16 protein-coding genes are annotated in these 21,995 nt (G+C 62.5%); 8 read left to right on the plus strand and 8 right to left on the minus strand.

All coding sequences use genetic code 11. The features are described from left to right. Positions 1-156: 156 nt before the first annotated feature. Positions 157-1,491 carry a RimK family alpha-L-glutamate ligase gene (locus tag FJT57_RS11645; RefSeq protein ID WP_144905410.1) on the plus strand — a complete coding sequence of 445 codons (1,335 nt, stop codon included), beginning with the start codon at positions 157-159 and terminating at the stop codon, positions 1,489-1,491. Positions 1,492-1,647: 156 nt separating this feature from the next. On the opposite strand, the gene FJT57_RS11650 is transcribed toward FJT57_RS11645, so the two are convergent. Then, entirely contained in the window at positions 1,648-3,024 is a 1,377-nt protein-coding gene (locus tag FJT57_RS11650; protein ID WP_144905412.1) for an aminomethyltransferase family protein, read from the minus strand. A 364-nt stretch (positions 3,025-3,388) separates the two neighbouring features. Here FJT57_RS11650 and FJT57_RS11655 point away from each other — a divergent pair, with 364 nt between their 5' ends. The 3 genes from FJT57_RS11655 (at position 3,389) to FJT57_RS11665 (ending at position 6,377) form a co-directional block, all read left to right on the plus strand. Beyond that, positions 3,389-5,059 carry a histidine kinase N-terminal 7TM domain-containing protein gene (locus FJT57_RS11655; protein ID WP_144905414.1) on the plus strand — a complete coding sequence of 557 codons (1,671 nt, stop codon included), beginning with the start codon at positions 3,389-3,391 and terminating at the stop codon, positions 5,057-5,059. A gap of 66 nt (positions 5,060-5,125) precedes the next feature. Further along, the gene (locus tag FJT57_RS11660) at positions 5,126-5,383 is read left to right on the plus strand and encodes a hypothetical protein (protein ID WP_144905416.1); all 258 of its coding nucleotides are present in this window, start codon (positions 5,126-5,128) and stop codon (positions 5,381-5,383) included. A gap of 220 nt (positions 5,384-5,603) precedes the next feature. Further along, positions 5,604-6,377 (plus strand): MOSC domain-containing protein, encoded by a 774-nt coding sequence (locus tag FJT57_RS11665; protein WP_144905418.1) that lies wholly within the window; start codon positions 5,604-5,606, stop codon positions 6,375-6,377. Positions 6,378-6,475: 98 nt separating this feature from the next. Here the strand turns inward: FJT57_RS11665 and FJT57_RS11670 are convergent, their stop codons facing one another. The 5 genes from FJT57_RS11670 to FJT57_RS11690 all read right to left on the minus strand — a co-directional run bounded on the left by FJT57_RS11670 (position 6,476) and on the right by FJT57_RS11690 (position 13,048). Further along, entirely contained in the window at positions 6,476-7,126 is a 651-nt protein-coding gene (locus FJT57_RS11670; RefSeq protein WP_144905420.1) for a helix-turn-helix domain-containing protein, read from the minus strand. A gap of 232 nt (positions 7,127-7,358) precedes the next feature. After that, positions 7,359-10,058 carry a TRAP transporter permease gene (locus tag FJT57_RS11675; RefSeq protein ID WP_144905423.1) on the minus strand — a complete coding sequence of 900 codons (2,700 nt, stop codon included), beginning with the start codon at positions 10,056-10,058 and terminating at the stop codon, positions 7,359-7,361. Then, positions 10,055-10,549 (minus strand): DUF1850 domain-containing protein, encoded by a 495-nt coding sequence (locus FJT57_RS11680; RefSeq protein ID WP_144905425.1) that lies wholly within the window; start codon positions 10,547-10,549, stop codon positions 10,055-10,057. Before FJT57_RS11680 ends, FJT57_RS11675 begins: the two co-directional genes overlap by 4 nt. A gap of 210 nt (positions 10,550-10,759) precedes the next feature. Next, positions 10,760-11,815 (minus strand): TAXI family TRAP transporter solute-binding subunit, encoded by a 1,056-nt coding sequence (locus FJT57_RS11685; protein WP_144905427.1) that lies wholly within the window; start codon positions 11,813-11,815, stop codon positions 10,760-10,762. 384 nt (positions 11,816-12,199) lie between these two features. Next, on the minus strand, positions 12,200-13,048 hold the full coding sequence (locus FJT57_RS11690; protein WP_144905429.1) for an aldo/keto reductase: 849 nt from the start codon (positions 13,046-13,048) through the stop codon (positions 12,200-12,202). A gap of 258 nt (positions 13,049-13,306) precedes the next feature. Between FJT57_RS11690 and FJT57_RS11695 the strand changes: the two genes are divergently transcribed. Genes FJT57_RS11695 through FJT57_RS11705 form a run of 3 tightly spaced genes read left to right on the plus strand, consistent with a single transcriptional unit; the run spans position 13,307 to position 15,436 of the window. Next, on the plus strand, positions 13,307-13,759 hold the full coding sequence (locus FJT57_RS11695) for an ArsR/SmtB family transcription factor (protein ID WP_144905431.1): 453 nt from the start codon (positions 13,307-13,309) through the stop codon (positions 13,757-13,759). Next, the gene (gene arsB / locus FJT57_RS11700) at positions 13,756-14,919 is read left to right on the plus strand and encodes an ACR3 family arsenite efflux transporter (protein WP_144905433.1); all 1,164 of its coding nucleotides are present in this window, start codon (positions 13,756-13,758) and stop codon (positions 14,917-14,919) included. Before FJT57_RS11695 ends, arsB begins: the two co-directional genes overlap by 4 nt. 13 nt (positions 14,920-14,932) lie before the next feature. Next, entirely contained in the window at positions 14,933-15,436 is a 504-nt protein-coding gene (locus FJT57_RS11705) for an arsenate reductase/protein-tyrosine-phosphatase family protein (RefSeq protein WP_144905436.1), read from the plus strand. An 83-nt stretch (positions 15,437-15,519) separates the two neighbouring features. Here the strand turns inward: FJT57_RS11705 and FJT57_RS11710 are convergent, their stop codons facing one another. Then, complete coding sequence (locus FJT57_RS11710; RefSeq protein WP_144905438.1) at positions 15,520-16,647, minus strand: aminotransferase class V-fold PLP-dependent enzyme; 1,128 nt, start codon at positions 16,645-16,647, stop codon at positions 15,520-15,522. A 211-nt stretch (positions 16,648-16,858) separates the two neighbouring features. On the opposite strand from FJT57_RS11710, the gene FJT57_RS11715 reads away from it, so the two are divergent. Then, the gene (locus FJT57_RS11715; protein WP_144905811.1) at positions 16,859-17,860 is read left to right on the plus strand and encodes a metal-dependent hydrolase; all 1,002 of its coding nucleotides are present in this window, start codon (positions 16,859-16,861) and stop codon (positions 17,858-17,860) included. A gap of 316 nt (positions 17,861-18,176) precedes the next feature. Here the strand turns inward: FJT57_RS11715 and FJT57_RS11720 are convergent, their stop codons facing one another. Next, the gene (locus FJT57_RS11720; RefSeq protein WP_144905440.1) at positions 18,177-21,887 is read right to left on the minus strand and encodes a right-handed parallel beta-helix repeat-containing protein; all 3,711 of its coding nucleotides are present in this window, start codon (positions 21,885-21,887) and stop codon (positions 18,177-18,179) included. Positions 21,888-21,995 lie beyond the last annotated feature (108 nt).

The following is a 21,995-nucleotide window of genomic DNA, read 5'->3' on the forward strand; positions in this document are numbered from 1 at the left end:
CGGCACCGACGCCACTTACCAGTAGGTTGTGCGTGCCGTCGATTTGTGCCTCGAACAACTCCGCTACCCGGGCTTGATTGTCTGTAACAATATCGTTCACCGGATAGAATCGAACTATGCACTCGAACAGCGGCAGTCTCACCTGTAGGGGAACCGATGGATGACGACCCCGTTCGGGTGGGTGTCCTGAGTCTTCACAACAGCAAGGAGACGAAGGCCATACTGAACGCCATCGAAGCACTCGGACACGAAACGGAGTGGATCCGAGCGGAGAACACGGTCGTTCGCTTCGGCGACGGCGACGCCAGATTCAGTCCGGACGTCGACGTCATCGTCAACCGACTCCTCCTCTCGAACACGGAGCAACCGGCCGAGGAGCTGGGACTGGCGTACACGCTGTCTGGTATTCGACCGATGCTAAACACCCCGGACGCGACGGCGCGAGCCGCGCACAAGACGGCCGCGGCAGTGGCCTTGGTCAACGAGGGCATCCCCGTCCCGAAGACGGCGTTGGCGCTTTCCAGCCCCCAGCTCAACCGACTCCGAGAGGTGTTCGGCGAGGAAGCCGTCTACAAGACCGCGATCGGAACGCACGGCGGCGGGGTCTGGAAGGTCCATATGAGTGACCCGCTCACCGCCAACGTCGGCAAACGACGGGCGTTCCTTCAGGAGCTCATCGGCCACGAGCGCGACACCCCCCGTGACCTTCGGGTGTACGTGGTCGGCGAGGAGGTGATCGGGGCGATGTACCGCTACGCGGCGGCGAGCGACTGGCGGACGAACGTCGCCCGCGGCGGTCGCGTCGAGGACGCGAGCGAGTCGGCCCCGGTCGAGGTTCTCGATATCGCGCGGCAGGCCACAACGGCGCTCGGCCTCGACTACGCGGGCGTCGATATGATCGGCGATGGCGACGCGTGGTACGTGTTGGAGGTCAATCCGACGGCCGGGTTCAAGGGGTTCTACGAGGCTACCGGGCACAGTCCAGGCCCACACATCGCCAAGCAGGCGATCGAGTTCGCGGGCGGGTCCGTGGACGATGACCGCGTCGAACAACTCGCCTCGACGCTCGACGACTCCGTCCCCACCTGCAGACCGGTGACGGACTCGTTTTCGTCGGATGACGTGATGACCATCGGCTTCACAGAACGCGTCGTCGTCAGCGGAAGCAGCGGGACGGAGACCGTTATCGCGAAGTCGGACACCGGAGCCGCCAGCACGAGTATCGATCTCCGCCTCGCGGCCGCCATCGGTGCGGGACCCATTCACACGACCTCCCGCGTGCGTTCGGGGAGCTCCAAACAGTCCAAGACGCGCCCTGTCGTCGATCTCGTGATCGGCATCGGCGGCGATCAGTACACCGTCGCGGCGAATGTCGAGGACCGCAAACATATGTCACACCCGCTGCTTCTGGGACGGGACGTTCTGAAACACTACCGACTCGAAGTCGGACGCCGAGTCGAAGATCACGCCGAGGTCGCGGGGGAGGAATGAGGGCGAGACTGCGGTCTTGGCTCGTTGTTCACGGCAGTCGGTCCGATCGCAGTCGCAATTCGAGTCCGTCCGCACTCGCGTCGCTGTCCTCTCTGGTCGCGAAAAAGAAATCGAATGCCGTCTGTCGCGGATCTCCGAGTTGGTTCGACGACTTCCTCAGTCGTTCTGCTGCGCTTCCCGCTTCGCGCCGAGCTTCGCCTGCTCGCGAGCGCTCGGGTTGACAGACTCTTTGAACGGCACTTCCGCGACGGTGGCGAACACCGGCTCGCCGTCCTCCTCTGCGTACTCGTCGGGGAGATGCACCTGGAACTCCAGATCCAGGTCGTTCTCGTAGATCTCGTCGTCGAGGGTGGCCTGTGCGGCGTCTTCGAGTTTGTCGGCGGGGACGAACCCGAGCCCGATGTTGGTCTCTAGGTCGGGGTTCCACCACGGCGACGTCATGTAGCCGCATTCCTCGCCCGTCTCCGGATCAGAGATGAGCCAGAAGTCGGACGCGTAGTCGCGGATCGGTTCTCCGGCCATCTTGAGCCCGACCAGCTTGAGGTTGAACGGGTACTCGCCGCTCTCGATGAGTTCCTTCTGCCGTTCGAGTTCCTCTTTCCCGATGTAGTCGCCCTCCTTATCGTCCGGCACCTGATACCCGAGGTTGACCTGGAACGGGGAGGTCTCGTGGTCCATATCCTGCCCCCACGAGAGGATTCCCGCGGCGATGCGGCGGTGGTGACCGGGCGCGATCTGCCGTCCGCCGTGGTCCTTGACCGTGTCGAGCACCGGATCCCACACCCGCTCGGCGTTCTCCATCGCGTCGCGGACGTAGATCTCGAAGCCCTTCTCGCCGGAGAAGCCGGTCTGGCTCACGAGCACCGAAGCACCGTTGATCTCGGCTTCCATCAGCCCGTAGTAGGGGATATCTGAGACTCCCTCGCCGACGACTTCCCGCATCACGTCTTCGGAGCGCGGCCCCTGGATCTGCATCGGTGCGACATCGATCTCGTCGACCTCGACGTCGAAGTCCATCCCGACGTTGACGCCCTGAAGCCACTGCATCAACGTCGAGTCCGAGATCGAGAACCAGAATTCGTCCTCGGCGACGCGCAGGAGGATCGGGTCGTTGAGGATGCCGCCGTTCTCGTTGCAGAGGATGACGTACTTGCCCTCCATCGGCTCGATTCCCGTTGCGTCTCGCGTGATGACGTAGTCCGTGAGCGCCTCCGCGTCGGGGCCCTTCACGCGGATCTGGCGCTCGACGGCGACGTCCCACAGGGTGACCGTGTTCGTCAGCGCCTCGTACTCTGCCATCGCACCGCCGTCTTCCGGTTTGACGAGGCCGCGCGGGTGATAGATTCGATTGTACACCGTACATCGCCAGGCACCCTCTTCGTTGAACGACTTATCGAAGAAGGGGGACTTTCGAACGCGGGTCGACACCAGCATCTGAATCCCGGGATCTCCGGTCTGCCGGAGGTTCCGCGGGAGGGTTCTGTCGGATTGGTCGATACTCGGGTGGTTCGGATGATCGTAGTCCCCTGACATCCTCTGTAACAAGATAGCACACATCAATAAAATGGCACCCTGATAGTACCGCACTTTTATTCCGGATGTCGAACTTTCCTGATGGTCGCGGGGAATGAACGTACCCGCTGCACGCGCCGCTCAAGTCGCTCGGAGAGGTGGGGACGTCACGTCCTTTTGGCAATCAACACGTCCAATTCGGGCACGACTGGCGACGATACAACCCCGATTTTCGAAATTCTCCGCCGACGAAACGTATATGTAGCAACGATCGAAGCTATCTGGTACGTATCCACGTGTCGTCCTGTCACTGTTCGCACCGTTATCCTGAGGCCCTTCGAGCGGTGTCCTCCGCTCTCGCGGCGCCGCCTACCGTATCGCCGCTATGACGCTGGTCCAGTCGTCTCCGGCGGTCCTCCTGTTGTTTCTCGCGGCCACGACCTCGCTCGTGTGTGGTCTCTACGGGATCAAAAAACTCGACCGGGGGTCGCGTGATCCCTACGTTTGGTCCTTTATTCTGCTCTGTTTTGCCGCCAGCGTTTGGGCCGCCGTCTACGCCGTTCAGCTCTCGGTCTCGACGCTCGGCGCGAAGCTGCTCGCGTATAAGCTGCTACACGTCGGCGGGGTCGCGGTTCCGCCCGCCTGGTTCGTCTTCGCGCTCTCGTACTCCGGACGCTCTTCGTGGTTGACGCCGCCGACGATCGCCGGAATCGTTGCCATCCCGGTCGTGACGCTCGCGGCGCTGCCGTCGAACCCCCACTCGCTCGTCATCGCGTCGATCGCCCTCGAATCATCGGGTGGCGTTCCGACGCTCGTTACCGGTGAGGGTCCCCTGTATCTGCTCCACCTCGCGTACTCCTACGTGATTATCTGCGCCGGAGTGGGGGTGATCGGCTACACCGCGCTCCGCTCTCCCATCTGGGTTCGTCGCCAATCGGTTCTCCTCGTGACGGGCGCGCTCGTCCCCCTCGCACTCAACGTGGCGAACGTCTTCGAGATACCACCGCTCGGGACGCTCGGAATCAATCTGACGCCGGTGTCGCTGTCGGTCTCGACGGTCCTCTTCGGGGTCGCTATCTTCCAGTACGGTGCGTTGGATCTGACCCCCGTTGCGTGGAACACGGTATTGGCACAAATGGACGAGGGCGTCGTCGTGATCGACGAGCGCGAACGAATCGTGGAACTCAATCGCGCCGCGGGGTCGCTTCTCGGGATTCCGGACCGCGCGTTGGGCCGCCCGATCGCTTCGGTGCTCCCGCAGTACGATCGGCTGCAGCGCACGTCCGATCCGGTCACGGTCGATCGCGACGGCTCCGGTGAGCAGATAATCCAGTTGTCGCGCTCCCGATTGGCGGGCCACGGGGCGATGCACGGCTGGGTGCTTATTCTGCAGGACGTGACGGTTCCGGAGCGACAGCGACGCGAGTTAGCGGAGCAGAACGAACGGTTGGACGCGTTCGCACGCGTCGTCTCTCACGACCTGCGCAACCCGCTCGCCGTCGCCTCGGGATGGCTCGAAATCGCCCGCGAGGAACACGACTCAACGGAGCTGCGGAAGGTAGCGCAGGCGCAAGAGCGGATCCAGACGCTGATCGAAGAGCTTCTCATCCTGGCGCGACAGCGAGAACCCCTCGGCGAGGACGACACCGCGACTGTCGCTCTCGGTAGCGTCGCGCGGGCGGCGTGGGAGAACGTTGAAACGGCTGAGGCGCGGCTCTCCGTCGAGGTCGAGGTCGACGTCCTCGCGGACCCCTCTCGGCTGACACAGCTGTTCGAGAACGTTTTCAGGAACGCGATCGACCACGGCGGTCCCGACGTCAGCATAACGGTCGGGGCGCTCGATTCGGGGTTCTACGTCGGAGACGACGGCCCGGGGATCCCGCCCGAGGATCTCGACCGCGTGCTCGATTCGGGATTCACCACTCGGGACGGCGGGACCGGCTTCGGACTCGCAATCGTCTCGACCATCGCCGAGGCGCACAAGTGGGACGTTTGCGCGACTAACGGAACGTCCGGGGGTGCACGAATAGAAATTCGCGGTGTTGAGGTTCTATAATAATCGTATATTGCCGATACGGTTACGACTCGTATCCCTTATCTTCCCGCATCACAAAACGATGCTATGACTCCCTATCGATCGAAGCCGGGCCCGGATGCCGCGCGGGCGTTCCGTCTCGGCATCGTCGCGGGCGGGCTCGTCGGCCTGGCGGTCGCGGCGCTGCTGTACTGGTTTGGCACGATGACACTCTTCGCGTTCGGATACGTGTTCGTACTGCTGTTCCCGGTCTACCTCGTTCTCGTCGCGATCGGACTCAGCGTGTGGTTGGGCTACGATCAAGACGTCACGTCTCTCCGTCCCGTCTATCGGACAGAACGGTAACTGACGCCGTCCGACCTGATCGGCGGTCACCTCCCTTTCGACGCTCGTTCTCACGTCTCTGCCCGCTCCTTTCCGCCCTTCTCTCTCCTCGCACCTCCCTGCTCTTCTCTCTCCTCGCACCCCCTCTTCTTTCATCCTTGCACCCCATCTTCTCTCATCTGACCCCTCTCACTGATTCTCGAACGTCACTGTAATGTCCCTGCCCGACGATTCACGAGCAATGGCGCAACTCGAACGTATCCGGGTGTACCCTGTGAAGGGATTCGACGGCGTCGAGGTCGACGCGGCCGACGTTCTCGACGGCGGAACGCTCGCGGGCGACCGTGAGTTCGCCTTCTTCGAGGCCGACGGAACGGTGCTCAACGGCAAACGCTCGGCCCTCGTCCACGAACTCGCGACCGATATGGATGCTGATTCGGGTGCGTTCGTCGTCGAAACGCCGACGGGCGAGACCGAACGGTTCGACCTTTCGAGCGAGCGCCAGCGGGCCGAGGCGTGGTTCGGCGACTACTTCGACGCCGATCTCACGCTCCGACGCGACGTCGACCTCGGATACGTCGACCGCCGCGAGATGGGTCCGTCGGTCGTGAGCGAGCGAACGCTCGAGGCGATCGAGACGTGGTTTGACGAACTGACTGTCGACGGGGTGCGCCGCCGACTCCGGGCCAACGTCGAAGTATCCGGCGTTCCGGCGTTCTGGGAGGATCGATTCGTCGGTGACGACGCCCCCGCTTTCGCTGTCGGCGACGTCAGGTTCGAGGGCGTCACGTCCTGCGGTCGATGCGTCGTCCCCGGCCGCGATCCCGACACCGGAGCGGTCACGCCCGACTTCAGAGCCACGTTCGTCGAAAAGCGCCGCGAGACGTTCCCCGAATGGGCCGACGAGGACGCGTTCCAGCACTTCTTCACCGCGATGCTCATCGCGTCCGTCCCCGAATCCGATGGGGGGCGTCGCCTCCGCGTGGGCGACCCGGTCGCCGTCATCGAGGACTGATACTGTCGATATCGGTCTATAACGAATTTCGTCACTTCGAGGCGACGAATAGTTCGAACCGGGTGTTCAACAGTATGCGACGCGGAGCCCGTCGACCCTCACTCGCGCTCGGCGATGGTGGCCGCGATCAGGTTCCGCATCCCGCGTCGGAGTCGGCCGCTCATCGCCGTCGAGGAGAGCCCCATATCGTCGGCGACTTCGCTCAGCGAGATATCTCGCGGTTCGTTGAAATATCCCTTCGAGAAGGCGAGCTGTAGCGCGTCCAGTTGCTCGTCGGTGAGGCCGTAGGAGGACTCGCCGCCCGCGTCGTCGTTGCTGTATATCTCGATGATATCCAGCGCGATGTCGTTTTCTCTCGCGTACTCCCAGATGGCGTTGAGCGCGCCTCGATCGGGTAACAACAGGTGAACGAGCCAGCCCCCGTCCTTCGTCTCCGTGTGAACGAGGAAGCCGTTCTCCCGGGTGACCACGCTACTGATGAGCTTGGTCTGTGGCGTGTGTTCGATGTAGTAGATCGCGGTGTCTCCGGTGCGATCGATCAACTCGAACTGCTCGACGGTGACGTCGGCTTCGAGCATCGATTCGAGTTCCTCGTGATCGTCGTACTCGATCAAGAACGGGAAGTACGTCGACCCCGGGTCTGTCGTTCCCTGCGTGATCACTCGGATGTTGACGCCGTCGAGATGCTGCAGCGTCGGCACGAGCGCGAGGTGTTCGTGTTCGATGTGTACCTTTGCTGTGATCGACATTGTTGAGTGGTCTCCGTTCGCCGCTGCCCCGAATTCCGTCTCCCGTCTCCGTAGCTCCCCCAGCGCCGACCGTTACAGCCTGATTTTCAGGAGACTAATAGTGTCTGTCGGTTCCGGCTAATCGGAACCCCTCGGACAGCGAACGGAACTGTGGGGCCTTCGATCCCGGATTTCGGGCCGGAATGCTCTCCTCAACGCTGAGAAACAAGCATCCAGGCCGGGGCGCCGTGCGCTATGCCGAGACGCTCTCGGCCCGTCCGCGCGTCGACGTCGACTCACGCTTGTTCTTCGCGACGAGGGCGACGAAGAGGGCGAACCCGACGCCCCGCAGGGCGAGATCCAGCAAAAGCGCGTTGACGGAGATCGTCACGCCGAAGACGCCGAGGAGATCGAACACCGCCGACGAGAGGAGGCCGGGGGCCATCAACAGCAGCGAACTGAGTGCGAACCCGGTCCGCTCGATTCGGTTGACGTTCCCGTACAGTGTTCCGATGACGGTCGCACCGAGGGCGATGACGCCGAGGAACACTCCGATTACGGGGACCAGGATCTCGGGGACGGAGTACGACAGTTCCGCGAGGTCGGCGAAGTTGACGACGCGGTGCTGTTCGCGGAGGGGCAACTCCGCGGCGTTTTCCTTCCGGCGAAGGAGGACGATTCCCGGAGCGAGCACGAAGGCGAAGGGGACGATCGCCTTGTTCAGCGACAGCGAGAACGCCTTGACGCCCGTCTCGAAGGGATCTGACTTCGCGACCCCGCTCGCCGCGTAGGCGGCGACGGCCACGGGCGGCGTGATGTCCGCGATGACGCCGAAGTAGAGGATGAACAGGTGTGCGGCGAGCAGCGGGATCCCGAACTCGACCAGCGGCGTTGCGAGCATCGAGATCAGGATGATGTAGGTGACGGTCGTGGGCATTCCCATTCCGAGGATGATGCTGGCGACTGCGGTCACGAGTAACATCACGACGATCGAGCCGCCTGAGAGCGCGAGGAGCAGCGACGTGAGGTTCGGACCGAGCCCCGAGACGCTGATGACGCCGGGGATGATACCCGCCGCGGCGACGGCGATCACGACGGGGACGGCGGTCCGCGCGCCCTCCTCCATCGACTTGATCACGAACGTCCCCACGCGGAACAGTTGGTTCTCATCGAGGTCGCGACCGGTGATCTCGCTGGCAGTCTCGGCCGAACTCTGTATGGTCGGGTTAAGCGCCAACACTTTCGACTCCATCTTGGGATGAGTCAGCATCGTGATCGCGCTGGCGAGCATCGCGTACCAGCCGATCCGGGGGCCGATGACCGAGAACGCCTCTTCGAGTCCGACGCCCGCGCCACTGGCTCCGGTAAGGGCTCCGGTCACGGCGACTCCCGTGAGAGCGTAGGTCGCGAGTTCGACGCCGAAGATGACTGTGAGAGAGCCGAGGAGGAACGCGCGAGTGTCATCGTTATACGCCGCGATGAACGCGATGAGGGCGACGAGGGCGACGAGCGTAAACCACGCGGAACGGGAGACCGAAAGCCGCTCGATGATGAGGTAATACAGGAGGAGGAAGATCGGAACGAGGTAGAACCAGCCCCGCTTCAGATGCGATCGAAGCGGCGTCGTCTCCTCGAGTCCGCCGATTCCCTCCTGCACCGCTTTGAGGTGCACCATCACCCAGACACCGAAGAAGAACACAATTGCGGGAATCGTCGCGAGAACGATGATTTCGCGGAACGGCGTGGCGGTGTACTGGACCATCAGGAAGGCCGCGGCTCCCATCACCGGGGGGAGGATCTGCCCGCCCGAGGACGCCGAGGATTCGACGGCTCCGGAGAACTCCGGAGAGTAGCCGGAGCGCTTCATCAGCGGGATCGTGAACGCGCCCGTCGTGACAGTGTTCGCGATCGACGATCCCGAGATCGTTCCCATGAACCCGCTCGCGAGAATACTCGCTTTCGCGGGGCCGCCCTTCCGCTTTCCCGTGGCCGAGTACGCGAGGTCGATGAACCACTGCCCCGCGCCGCTCATCTCGAGGAACGACCCGAACAGGATGAAGATGTAAATGAAGCTGACGGAGACCGTAACCGGAATACCGAAAACACCGTTTTCGGTGTTGTACCAGAGATTCTGAACGATGTCCGGCCACGTCAGTTCCGGGATGGCGAGCAGTCCGAGAAATGGTGTTCCAGAACTTATGAGGTACCCCCATCGGGCGTAGACGATAAACGTCGCGACGATGAGCATCAGCGGGAGGCCGAGCGTCCGCCGGGTCGCTTCCAGTACGAGGAGGACGCCGATGACGCCCAGAATCATCGCGTAGGAGTACTCGCTGATGAACGGGACGCCGCCCAAAACCGGTTCGAGAAACGTGTAGATCTCGGTGACCGGACGGCCGGATTCGAGACCGAACACGCGCATATCCTGGATCTCGGGGAACTCCATTATGAAATAGATCGCCGACAGCGCCGCAGCGATCATACAGAGTACGTCGAACGGCGTGACGCGACTGCGGTGCGGATCGAGGAAGGTCCAGCGGACGATGGCCCGAACCCGACCGAAGATGCTCGATACCGGATTATTCGACCCGACTGCGGACTCCATCGTCTCGTTCACACGGCCGAGACCACGTGCAACGAACCCGTCGCCCATACTTGCCGGGAACATCAAGAACGTGAGTACGAGTGCGAACGCGACGTGGATCGCATTCGCCTGCAAGAGCTGCAAGGAGATCTGGAGGTTCTCGACGACCGGCAGCGGAATCGTGAACGTGAAGCTACGCGCCGCGAGTGCCAACTGAAACAGCGAGAACGCGATCCCGATGACGGCGACGGCGAGGGCGGCGAGGCCCTTCAGGGACCGTCGCCGTTCGATCTCCTCGATGAGCTCTTCGGCCTCCTCTTTCGTTATCTCTGCGTCCATCTCGCCGTCTGCTGCGTTGTTCGTACTCATAGGAGCATCGTCATCAGTGACTGCCGCTCGATGTGGATTCGAACGTCGTTCGCGTTCGCCGCTGCGACCAGGTCGTACTGTCGGTCGTCGACGATCAGCGTGTGACCTGCGATCTCTCCGGGAGAGACCGACAGCGTTTCCAACTCCGTGATCGGCTCGTCAGGCTCGTAGACGAGCGTCCCGTTGACGTTCGTGACGTTGACCCGGGATGGGAGACCCCAGCCGTAGGACTCGAACTCCATCCGCGTGTTCACGAGCGTCTCGCCCGAAACCCGGTATTCGTCGTACACGCGGGACTTTTCGACGCTGTGCATATATTCGAGCCCGACCGTACTCCCATCGTCAACGGGTTGCGTAATATACTGTTCGCCCGTGTCGACGTCCTCGACGACTAGCACTGCCTGTGTCGGGACGATCGTAATCGCGACGAGAAGCGCGCCTGCGAGGAGGAGCGCCACGGCTCTCACCTTCGAAGCCTTGGGACGCTCCATACTCGTCTTTCGATTCACCGGTTCAAATAATTAAACGTGTTCTCTTGACGCCTACGATCGGGTGCGCGGAGTTCGCGTTGGCAACCCGCGGATCCGGAGTGACAACGAATGAGCCGCGGTTGACGACGAATCAATCGCCGGTGCGACGATCCGTCGGTGCGACGATCCGTCGGTGCGACGATCCGCCGGTACCGACGATGTGCCGCGCGATTACTCGCCGAAGTACGCCGCTGCGCCTTCGTGAAGCTCGATCGACATCCCGTCCTGTGCGCTGTCGACGGTGATGAAGTCGGTCTTGATCGTGAGGCTGTCGAGGTTGTCGAAGATGGCCGCAGTGATCGCCTCGACGGTGTCGGCGGGCACGCCAGCGTGGGTCGCGATCATCGCCTGCACGGCGACCGTCTCGATGTCCTCGTCGACGCCGGTGTACGTTCCGCCCGGAATCGTGTCGTCGGCGAACCAGGAGGCCGCCTCCTTGACGGCCTCGCGGTTCTCTCCTTCGATGGGGACGATCTGAACGTCGTTCGTGTTGGCGAGGTCTTCGATCGCGCCGACGGGCCACCCGCCGACGACGAAGGCCGCGTCGATGTCGCCGTTCGCGAGCTGCTCGGAAGCCTGCGAGAACCCGGCGTTCTGCTCGTTGAAGTCCGTGACCCCGACTGCTTCGAGGATCTGCAGCGCGTTGACCTGCGTCCCCGAGCCGAGGTCGCCGGTGTTGATCGTCGCGCCGCTGAGATCGTCGAGCGTCTCGATGCCGCTCTCTGCGAGCGTGACGAGCGTGATCGTTTCTGGGTACAAGGTCGCGACGCCGCGGAGGTTCTCGATGGCGTTATCCTGGAACGTCTCGATGCCCGTCCCGTTGCGCGCGAAGTACGCGATGTCGTTTTGAATCAGCGCGAAGTCTGCGGACTCGCTGGCGAGGCTGCCGACGTTCTCGACGCTCGCACCCGTCGATTGGACGTTCAGCGAGAAATCCGTGTTCTCCTCGACGATGGTCTTGATCTCGTTCGACAGCGGGTAGTACGTCCCGCCGGTGCCACCCGCGTGCCAACTCAGACGCGACGCGGTCCCGCCGTCGTCGCCCGTTTCGGTTTCGGTTGCCGTGTCTTCGCCGCCGTCCCCGCTGCCGTCGTCACCGTCCCCGCTTCCATCACCGCTCCCGTCACCGCTTCCGTCGCCACCGTTGCCGCTACATCCAGCGAGTGCGGCGACACCTGCGAGACCGGCCGCTTCGAGAAATCTTCGTCGAGTTTCTTCGGATGACATACCAACTCACAGTAACACTACGGAGGTTTAAATCTCTGGCTATTTCGCATCGAAACCAAAACATACTCGAATTATTTGGTCAGTAAACTTCTCGTAATGGCTGCAAATTTCGATAAACAGTATATGTTGATTTTCCAATGTTTGTTATATGGTGTGTAATATCTCGGCTCTCCGAGAGCAATATAATACACCGTACTATCAAACCCCAACCGTTATTAACCGTCTATTACGGGACCTCAACAACACCACTATGTCCGTAGTAACACGGACACGCATACCAAAAAGGCGGGAGAATTCAGCGCTTCTGTTCTCTCTGATATCCGGACCTCGAAATACCGCGTTCGGTGTTCGAAACGCGACACCTCGAAGCGCCAGCAGCGGTAATTACTCGGTTAACCGCCGCATTTCGGCGTCGGATAGTTCGAGGTGCGACGCAGCCACGTTCTCTTTGAGGTGCGGTATCGACGACGTCCCGGGAATCGGCAGGACTACGGGAGAACGTTGGAGCAGCCACGCGAGTGCGACCTGGTACTCCGAGGCGTCGTGGCTCTCGGCGATCTCCGCGAGAACTGACGATTTCTCGCCGAGGTCCCCCGCGCCCAGCGGGAAATACGGAATGAAGCCGATGTCCGCCGATTCACAGACGTCGAGTACGTCCGCGGAGTCGCGGACCGTCAGATTGTACTGGTTCTGAACGGTCGCGATGTCGGCGATCTCTCGGGCGGCCTCCAACTGATCGACGCTGACGTTACTCAGTCCGATGTGCTCGATTACGCCGTCGTCTTTCAACTCGGCGAGCGCGGTCACCGATGTCTCGAAGTCGACCTCGGGATCGGGTCGGTGATACTGATATAAATCGATGCAGTCCACGCCGAGCCGATCGAGGCTGCAGAGGAGCGCGTTCCTGAGCGAGTCCGGATCTCCCCGCTTGAGCCATTCTCCCTCGCGGTTTCTGAGCAGTCCGCCCTTCGTCGCGATCACGACGTCGTCCGCATACGGCGAGAGCGTCTCGCGGATCAGTCGCTCGCTGACGCCGGGACCGTACGAATCGGCGGTGTCGATGAAATCGATCCCGAGACTCACGGCCGTTTGGAGAACTCGCTTGGCGTTTTCGACGTTTTCGGGTTCGCCGAGGACGTTGTCGCCGGTCAGTCGCAGCGCACCGAATCCGAGCCGGTGAACGGTCAGTTCCCCGCCGATATCGAACGTGCCGCTCGCGTTTCGTCGTGTCACTGTGATCTCTCAGACGGGCACATCACCTAAAACCAACCGGGTACAATCTGTGCGACCTCGTTCTTCGGTCAGTCCAATCGATCCCGCGTCATCTGTAGTGAACGCCGATTCCAACGCCTCCATTGATTCTGATTTTGCTCAATCGTATTTAGTACAAACTATTTAAAATATAGTTTATATTCTATCTTGTACCATTCAACTCGGCTCTATCAGGAGCCTCTCGAAACACTTACTTTAGAATCCATTCAATTGAAACCGATGTCAACCGCGACTCGTCGACTGCAACGCTATCTCGAAGACGAACTCGTCGACTGCCGATCCGAGGACGTCGACCGACGGCTCGACGAACTGGACGCGCTCGAATCCGTACTCTCCGACGAGCAAATTGGGGCGGATCTCGACGTGCTCTCCGCGCTGTCGAACGAGACGCGGTACAAACTCGTTCGGCTCCTCGTGGCGGCCGAAGAGGAGTTATGCGTCTGCGAACTGAACGCGATGGTCGACGCCAGCGAGAGTGCGATCAGCCACGCGCTCGGGACGCTCACCGACGCGGGCGTAGTGATCCGTCGCAAGGACGGTCGTTGGCGGAAGTACCGCGCCTCGAACGTCGCCGTCTCGTTGGTTACGCTCCTCGACGGGCTCGGACCGTCAGCGGCTGAACGTCCGCCCGCGTCGTCGAGGGACGCGAACGCGGGATGTGGATGCGAATGAGCGCCGCGGCCCGCGACCACGGACCGGACTGCGACTGCGAGTCCTGCGGCGATCCGCGGTCGATGGACGTGCTCGATAAGTACCTCACCGTCTGGATCTTCGGTGCGATGGCCGTCGGTGTCGGGCTCGGTTACGTCGCTCCCACGGTCACCCGACCGATTCAGAACCTCCACCTCGTCGAGATCGGCCTCGTGTTGATGATGTACCCGCCGCTCGCGAAAGCCGATTACTCGCAGTTGCGGACCGTCTTTCGGAACTGGCGGGTGCTCGGACTGAGTCTCATCCAGAACTGGCTCATCGGCCCCACGCTGATGTTCGGGCTGGCCGTGATCTTCTTCAGCGGTCTCGTTCCCGGACTCCCGGCGCGTCCGGAGTACTTTCTCGGGCTCGTCTTCATCGGGATGGCGCGCTGCATCGCGATGGTGCTCGTCTGGAACGAGTTGGCCGAGGGGTCGACCGAGTACGTGACCGGACTCGTCGCGTTCAACAGCCTCTTTCAGATCGTCACCTACGGCGTGTACGTCTGGTTCTTCGCGCTCTTCCTCCCGCCGCTTCTCGGAATGGAGTCGCTCGCCGCCGGGATCACGGCCTTCGATATCACGCCGATGCAGGTAGTCGAGGCGATCGTGATCTTCCTCGGGATCCCGTTCGCGGGCGGGTTCCTCACCCGCTACGTCGGGACGCGTGCGAAGGGTCGCGAGTGGTACGACGAGCGGTTCGTGCCGAAGATCGAACCGCTCACGCTCGTCGCGCTCCTCTTCACGGTGATCGTGATGTTCGCGACCCAGGGGGGAACGATCGTGGCCTCGCCGGGCGACGTTCTCCTCATTGCCGTCCCGCTGACGATCTACTTCGTCGTGATGTTCCTCGTGAGCTTCTGGATGGGCCGCGAGATCGGCGCTGACTACTCGACGACGACGGCGATCGGATTCACCGCGGCATCGAACAACTTCGAGCTCGCGATCGCCGTCAGCGTCGCCGTGTTCGGCGTCGGCTCCGGCGTCGCCTTCGCGACCGTCGTCGGCCCGCTCATCGAGGTTCCCGTCTTGCTCGCGCTCGTCAACGTCGCGCTGTACTTCCAGCGTAGATTCGACTGGCGCGGCTTCGAGACCGGCGCGCTCGATTCGACCGCCGCGGAAGCGATCCCCGAAAACGACTGACCCCAATTCACCGATGGCTCACAACACAGGCCCCACCGCCGAACCCTCGTCTGCTCGACCTGCCTCGTCCGATCACCCCGATTCGACTCCCACGCGCATCGCGTTCGTCTGCGTGCAGAACGCGGGACGCTCGCAGATGGCGTATGCCTTCGCACAGCGCGAGTTGGAGCAGCGCGGCTTGGCGGACGATATCGAGCTACTCACCGGCGGGACGCGACCGACGGATCACGTTCACGAGGAGGTCGTCGACGCGATGGCCGACGTGGGCATCGACGTCTCGGGGCGAACGCCTCGGGAGATCACCTTCGAGGAAATCCGGTCGAGCGATTACGTCATCACGATGGGCTGTTCGGCCGAAGACGTCTGTCCAGCTGGCTGGGCGGGTGAGAACTGCGACTGGGGCCTTGACGATCCCGACGGGGAATCCTCATCGGCTGTCGCCCGAATCCGCGACGAGATCGAACGTCGCGTTCGCGGCCTGTTCGAAGAATTGGACACGTCCCCGCCTGAGAGGTAATCGACCCCCTCGCGCTCCGCCGGTCACGAAGGTCCAATTCGCCACACTAACTGCGACAGTCACACGGGAATCAGTTTTTCCGCCTACCAGCCGATCTCAGTCAACCCCTCCAGCAGCCGTTCGACGTCCGATTCGTTGTTGTAGACGTGCAGCGAGGCCCGGACTGCGCCCTCGGGGGCCGGAAGCGATCGAACGATCACGTCGTACTCCTCGCGGAGCCGCTCGACGGTCGCATCCGGGTCGTCGACGCGGACGGTGACAAGCCCGGATTCGGGCTGGTGCGGGCTCACGAGCCGCCCTTCGGGGACGCCGTCGACGAACCGCCGCGCGAGGTCGTCGATATGGGCCTCTATCGTGTCGAGGCCGACCGATTCGAGAATGTCGATCGATTCCGACAGCGCCGCGTACGGCGCGGGGTTCGTCGTTCCGATCTCGAAGCGGGCCGCGCCGTCCTTCAGTTCGTACTCCTCCGCACCTGACTCCTCGACGCTCCGATAGCCGATCTGGCCGGGATGGAGCTCCTCGACGACGTCCTCGTTCACGTAGAGGAAGCCGCCGCCCCAGAGGCCGAGCATCCACTTGTGACTCGCCATCGCGACGGCGTCCGCGCCCCACTCGCCCACGTCAACGTCGCACTGCCCCGGTACCTGCACGGCGTCGACAAGCACGCGCGCCCCGGCGTCGTGGGCGTCCGCCACCAGTTCTTCGACGGGCAAGTGCGTCCCGTAGTTCCACGTCAACGCGCTGAGACAGACGAGCTTCGCGTCGGCGACGGCGTCGCGATAGGCGTCGCGGTCGATTCTCCCGTCGGTCGTCCGCGCGATTCGGACCTCACAGCCCCGGCGTTCGAGCCGCTCCCAGGGAAGAATCCCGGCGGGGTGTTCGAGGTCGGTCCGGACGATCACGTCTCCCGATTCCCACTCCATCGCCCCGGCGATGCGGTTGATCCCGTCAGTCGTGCTCTGGGTCAGCGCGATTTCGTGGGCCTCGGCTCCGATGAACGAGGCGGCATCGGCGCGGGCGTCCTCGTAGACGCCGAAGGCGTACGGATAGGGTCCCGGATCGGCGGCTGATTCCCACTCGTGCCGTTCGATCGTCTCCTGGGCACGCTCGACCACCGGTCGCGGGCTCGGCCCGCTCGCCCCGGTGTTCAGATATCTCGCCTCCTCGAAGACCGGTGTGGACTTCCGAACCTCGGCTGGTGTCGCCATTGTGATCGGGTTCGGACCGTCGACACTTAGTGTCTGATGTCGTCCGGTTCCGTCTGTCTCATCGATACAGTTCCGGCTCCTCCGTCGACTGCACCTGGAATCTATCCCACGCCGGTTCTTAATCGCCACACTCCGTTCCGATGAGTGAGCGCGTGTCCCCTGCTATCACTCCGCCGAGATGCTTATGTCCGGTGAGTGCAGCCTTTATTACGTGTTCCTCGGTCACGCCCTCTTCGCGTTCGCGCTCGCTGTGCTGTTTGCGGAGTGGCGCGACTGGCCCGTTCAACGGGCGCTCACGCTCGGCGTCGTTACGGGAGCGTTCGCGGCGCTGCCAGACGTCGACGTCGTCTACGCGCTGGCTGCGATTGACGGCGGGCAGTTCATCACTGGCGGCGCGGTGGATCCGGAGGTGTTCTGGAGCGCCGCGAACGAAGTCCACCGGTCGATGACGCACTCGCTCGTCATCGCCGGGATTGCTGGCCCCGCCTTCGGGCTTTGGGCGGTTCGGCGTGCCCCGTCCCGGCGTACGTGGCTCGCTCGAACTGCCGCGGTGCTTCTCTTGGTATCTCTGGTGGCCGTGTCGACGGTCGTCAGCGGCCCGCTCGGAACGCTCGTGATGGGTGCGTTCGTAATCGCTGGTGCGGTACTCGCAGCGTTCGCCGCGCGGAGGACGTCGCTGTCGCCGCGTACGATTGGTTTTTCGGCGACCGCGGGGCTTTTCACGCATCCGTGGGGCGATCTCGTCACCGGCGAACCCCCGCGCCTGTTGTACCCGCTGCAGTTGACGGTGTTCGATGGTCGAGTCGTCCTACATCCGGATCCGACGATCAATCTCCTGAGCGCGTTCGCGTTGGAACTCGCGGTCGTCTGGATCGCGCTGTTGGCCGTCGTTCGACTGACTGACCACTCTCTGTGGTTGTTTTCGGATCGCTCCGTTGTCCTGGGCGCGGCGTACGGGGCGGCGGCAGTGGTGCTCGTGCCCCCGACACTCGAGGTCTCGTATCACTTCGTGTTCTCGATTCTCGCCGTCGGCACTGTTTGCGGCGTGCTCTCGTGGTACCGCTCTCTCCCGCCCGTTCACGCGGTGTTTCGGAGTCCCGACTTCGACCCGCGGGCGTTCCGACCGGACCTCGCGTTCGTCGCGATCGCACTGGCGGGAACGACGATTGCGCTGCTCGGCTACGTGATCGTGTACGTGGCACTCGTCTCGTAAGCGGTCGTTGTCGCGGTCGAGTGTGCTCGGAGCGGTAACGAGGCGCTACCGCGCTACCGTACCCGGTTCGACCCCGACCTGGTCGGAGGCGTCGCTCGGACGGTAGTTCCGAAAAATGTCCATCGGACGAATGGCGACGTTCGCTCGTGTACCCCTACCCGGGCGCCCGCCTGCATTCGTCCGCGACCGTATCCGGAATATTACACGAAATGAGTAAAAGTCTTGTGTAAGTATGCCGCCGTTTATGCAGGACCGTGTATATATCTCACGCACCGAGGGTGAGGAGCTCCCGTCTTCCGATGGTTCCGTCGTATCCCTAGTCGTCGTCATCTGACTCGTCATCATCGTCTTCATCCGACTCGTCATCGTCGTCATCGGATTGGTCAGCATCTGATTCGTCGTCATCGTTATCCGGTGAATCGTCTGTCTCAAGTTCAGGTTCTTCTGTTTCAGGTTCTTCTGTCTCCGACTCCCTCGACTCGGTCTCTGTATCTGCTTCTTCAGGAGTCTGTGTTGAAGTCGTGGTGGATTCTTCGGATACCGTCGATGTCACAGCAGTCGATAGTTCCGTTGTTGATTCCTCTTCCGTGATTGACGGTGATTCGGTCGTAACCTCCGCCTGTATTTCCACTTCCGTCACCGGAGCGGACGCTTCGGCGACCGACTGTTCTTCGGTCGGTTCTTCAGTTGGTTCTTCAGTTGGTTCTTCAGTTGGTTCTTCGGTCGGCTCCGATGTCGGCTCAGATGTTGGCTCTTCCGTCGTGGATGTGGCTTCCGCGGTGGTTGTCGTTGTCGTCGGCGTCGACGGTTCCGCGGTGGTTGCCGTTGTCGTCGACGTGGTTGCTGGCTCTCCGCTTGTGGTGATCGAATCGCCGTCATCCACCTCGACGGGGGCGTAGATTCCATCTACAGTTAGTTCGGTACTGATTTCACCGCCCGTCGCCTCGAAGGCACCCTCGGATTGCCACTGAGATCCGTCGTAGCGCCACAGTTCGACCTCGTCGCCGCTGACAGCCGACTGGTCGTATCCGAGACTCACGTTCGCGCTTCCGACGTTGACGATTTCGACTCCGTCACCCACGGCTTGCGCGTCGTCTGGGAGCGCGGGGAGAGACCCTTGTTCGACAGTTTCGATTGCTACTGCCTCGTCGGTGAAGTCGAACTCCGCGTTATCTCCGATTTCGAGTTGCGTAGCGGTCACTGACGGCTCTCTGAACCCGCCCCGCGCGTCGAGTTCCAAGCCGTCGTTGTCCCGGGCGCTTACGCGCTGTAATTCGTTCCCGCCGCTGGAAATCCGAATGCCCGCGTCCCCGTTTCCTTCGACGGTGGTGTCTCGGACGGTGTTCGAGCTGCTGTCATCGGCGAATCTGATCCCGTGCTCTCCGTTGTTTTCGACGGTGGATTCGGTGATCGTGTTGCGGAACACGTCCGTTCCCATATGAACACCGTTTCGACCGTTATCCGTGGCCGTCACGCGGCTGAATTCGCTGTCGCCAACGAGGTCCCACAGATACAGCCCGAACTGTTGGTTGTCGCTGACACTGATTTCTCGGAAACGCACGTCACTCGTCTCCCAGAGCGTAATTCCGCTGTTTCCGTTCCCGTTAGCCGTCACCGATTCGAGTTCCGACCCGGAGGCTTCCACGAGAAAGATTCCATCATACTGGTTTTCGTTCGACGCGACGTCGACGAGTTCCACCGTCACCGAATGGGTGTCCTGGAAATTCCCGAGTTCGATGCCGGTCCCCCAGTTTTCGACTCGCAGGTCGCGTACGGTGACGTTCTCGATTTCCGATCGGGCCGGGTCGTACACCTGGAGACCGGTGCTACCGTCCGCGCCCTGTCCGCCGATCAGATGATCGCCTCCAGTGAGCACAACGTCGCTCGAACTGATACGCAGGCAGACGTCACCGCTTCCATTTTGGACGTCAGACGTCAGCGCGTACCTTCCGGGCTCATCGATGACCGTACACGAGTCGATGGCCCGGGCACCGTCGGTTGGTGTCGGAGACCCCGGCGACGTGGGCGTGTCGGTCGGCGTCGTGTTGTTGTCCGGAGGTTCGGTTACGGGCTCGTCCGTGGGCGTGTCAGTGCCGTCGCGGTCTCTGCCATCTCGATTCCGATCGTCTCGTTCACGGTTTCGGTCGTCGCGATCCCGATCTCTGTCACCGTGGCGACCGTCGCGATCCCGATCTCTGTCACCCCGATCTCTGTCTCTATCATCTTTCTCGTCCTTGTCGTCTCGCCCGTGTCGATCCGGTCTGTCGGCCCCGGTTCCGTCGTCCGAGTCCGGCTTTTTGTCGTCCGCAGTCACACAGCTCCCGCCGATCAGATACACCGCACCGCCGTTCGTCGACGCGTTGTCGGCGAACGGTGCGCCGACGAGGACGTCACTCGCGTCGTCCCCCGTCACGTCGGTGACGCTCGCGACTGACCACCCGGTGCGGTCGAACGCCGCCGCACCGTTGAGTCGAACGTCCTCCTCGTCCAGTTGTCGTTCGCCATCCAGGCCGCCGGGGACGACGTAGGCCGCACCGGATTCGGCGACGTTGTCCCCGCTCAGCGGTGCGCCGACCACGAGATCATCGTGACCGGTACAACGGAGTTCAGTGTCGCCAGCGACGCTCCAACCCAGTGCGTCGCCCTCGCTCTCGCCGGTCAGCATCGCGTCAACGTCCGCCAGTGACTGCTGCCCTTTTGGCTTCTCGGGATTGAGGACGTAGACCGCTCCAGCGTTGGATTCAGCGGCGTCACTGAACGGCGCACCGACCGCGATGTCGGTGCCGTATCCATCGCGCGCGTCGTCGGAGCCTTTCAGCGCGCGCCCTGCGGCAGTCACCGCGAAGCCAGCGTGATCTCCCGCGTCAACGCCTTCGAGCGTGAGGCCGGTATCGACGTCGACGACGTCACCGGACGCGCGACCCCCGTCGCGACTCGCATCCGACCAATCCGAATCGTGCGGCGTCGACGAGAGCACGTACGCCGCTCCCGACTCGGACCCGTTGCTGTCGGTAAACGGCGCGCCGACGAGTACTTCTTCGGTCCCGTCGCCGGTGACGTCGGCGGCGTCTACGGCCCATCCGGCCCCGTCGTCTGCGGACGCGCCAGCGTAGGTCACGGCGGCAGCGTCGTCGACGCTGTGCTCGCCCGAAACTGTCGATTCTACCAGATACACGGCGCCGGTCTCCTCACCCTTCGGGTCGGCGTACGGCGCGCCGATGAGCAGCGCGTCAGTTGCTTGGCTTCCACTGGTTCTCGACGCTGCACTCGCTCCCAAACTGCTCGCCCCGCGGCGGCTTTTCGAGATCGTCGCGACCGCGTGTCCCGCCCGATCCGCTTCGTCAACGCCGTAGTAAGTCGTATGTGAGTCGGTCGATAGGTCGACCTGTCCGGAGTTGATGTCGGAACCGCGGACCACGTACACCGCTCCGGCGTTCCTACCGTTCCCCTCGTCGGTGAACGGCGCGCCGACGACGATGTCGGACCCGCGGTCGCCATTGCCGGTCAGATCCCCGATGGCGACCGACCACCCGGTGCCGTCATTGCCGCTCTCGATGAACGTCACGTCCGCCTCGTCGGTGTCGAGAGCGGTCGATTCGATCGGTCCGTAAAACAGGTAGAGCTCCCCCGACTCCTCCGTTACGTTGGCTCGCTGCGGATCCGATTCGTTCGCCGCGGCCGGTGCCGTGATGAGAACGTCTCGGACCCCGTCGCCATCGACGTCACCCGTTGCGACGTCGTAGCCCGCAGACCCGTTCGGATTAGTCCCATCGAACGTCGTATTGACCCCGTGCAGACCGCTCTCCCCGCTGAGTTCGGCGACTTGATCCGGTTCAGCGACCTGTCCCTCCTCACCGGCGAGTGCATTCAGGTCCCGCTCGTCGAGGTTCGGGTCGGCGAGGATCGACTCTGGTGACTGATCGTCGTCGATGAACTCACTGACCGCGACGACCGCGCCGCCCAATACGACGAACATTGTCAGTACGAACACGAGAGGGAGGCCTTCCTGCAAGGCGCTGCGATCCATACATCGACGCGACGGTGAAGCCTCTTTGTTATCCAATGGACGGTGAATAAAAACCGAAACTTACCACAACCATCGGTGAGGGACGGTCAGTAACTGGTCCGAATCGGA

This window comes from Halobellus captivus (assembly GCF_007655485.1).
GTDB lineage: Archaea > Halobacteriota > Halobacteria > Halobacteriales > Haloferacaceae > Haloquadratum > Haloquadratum captivum.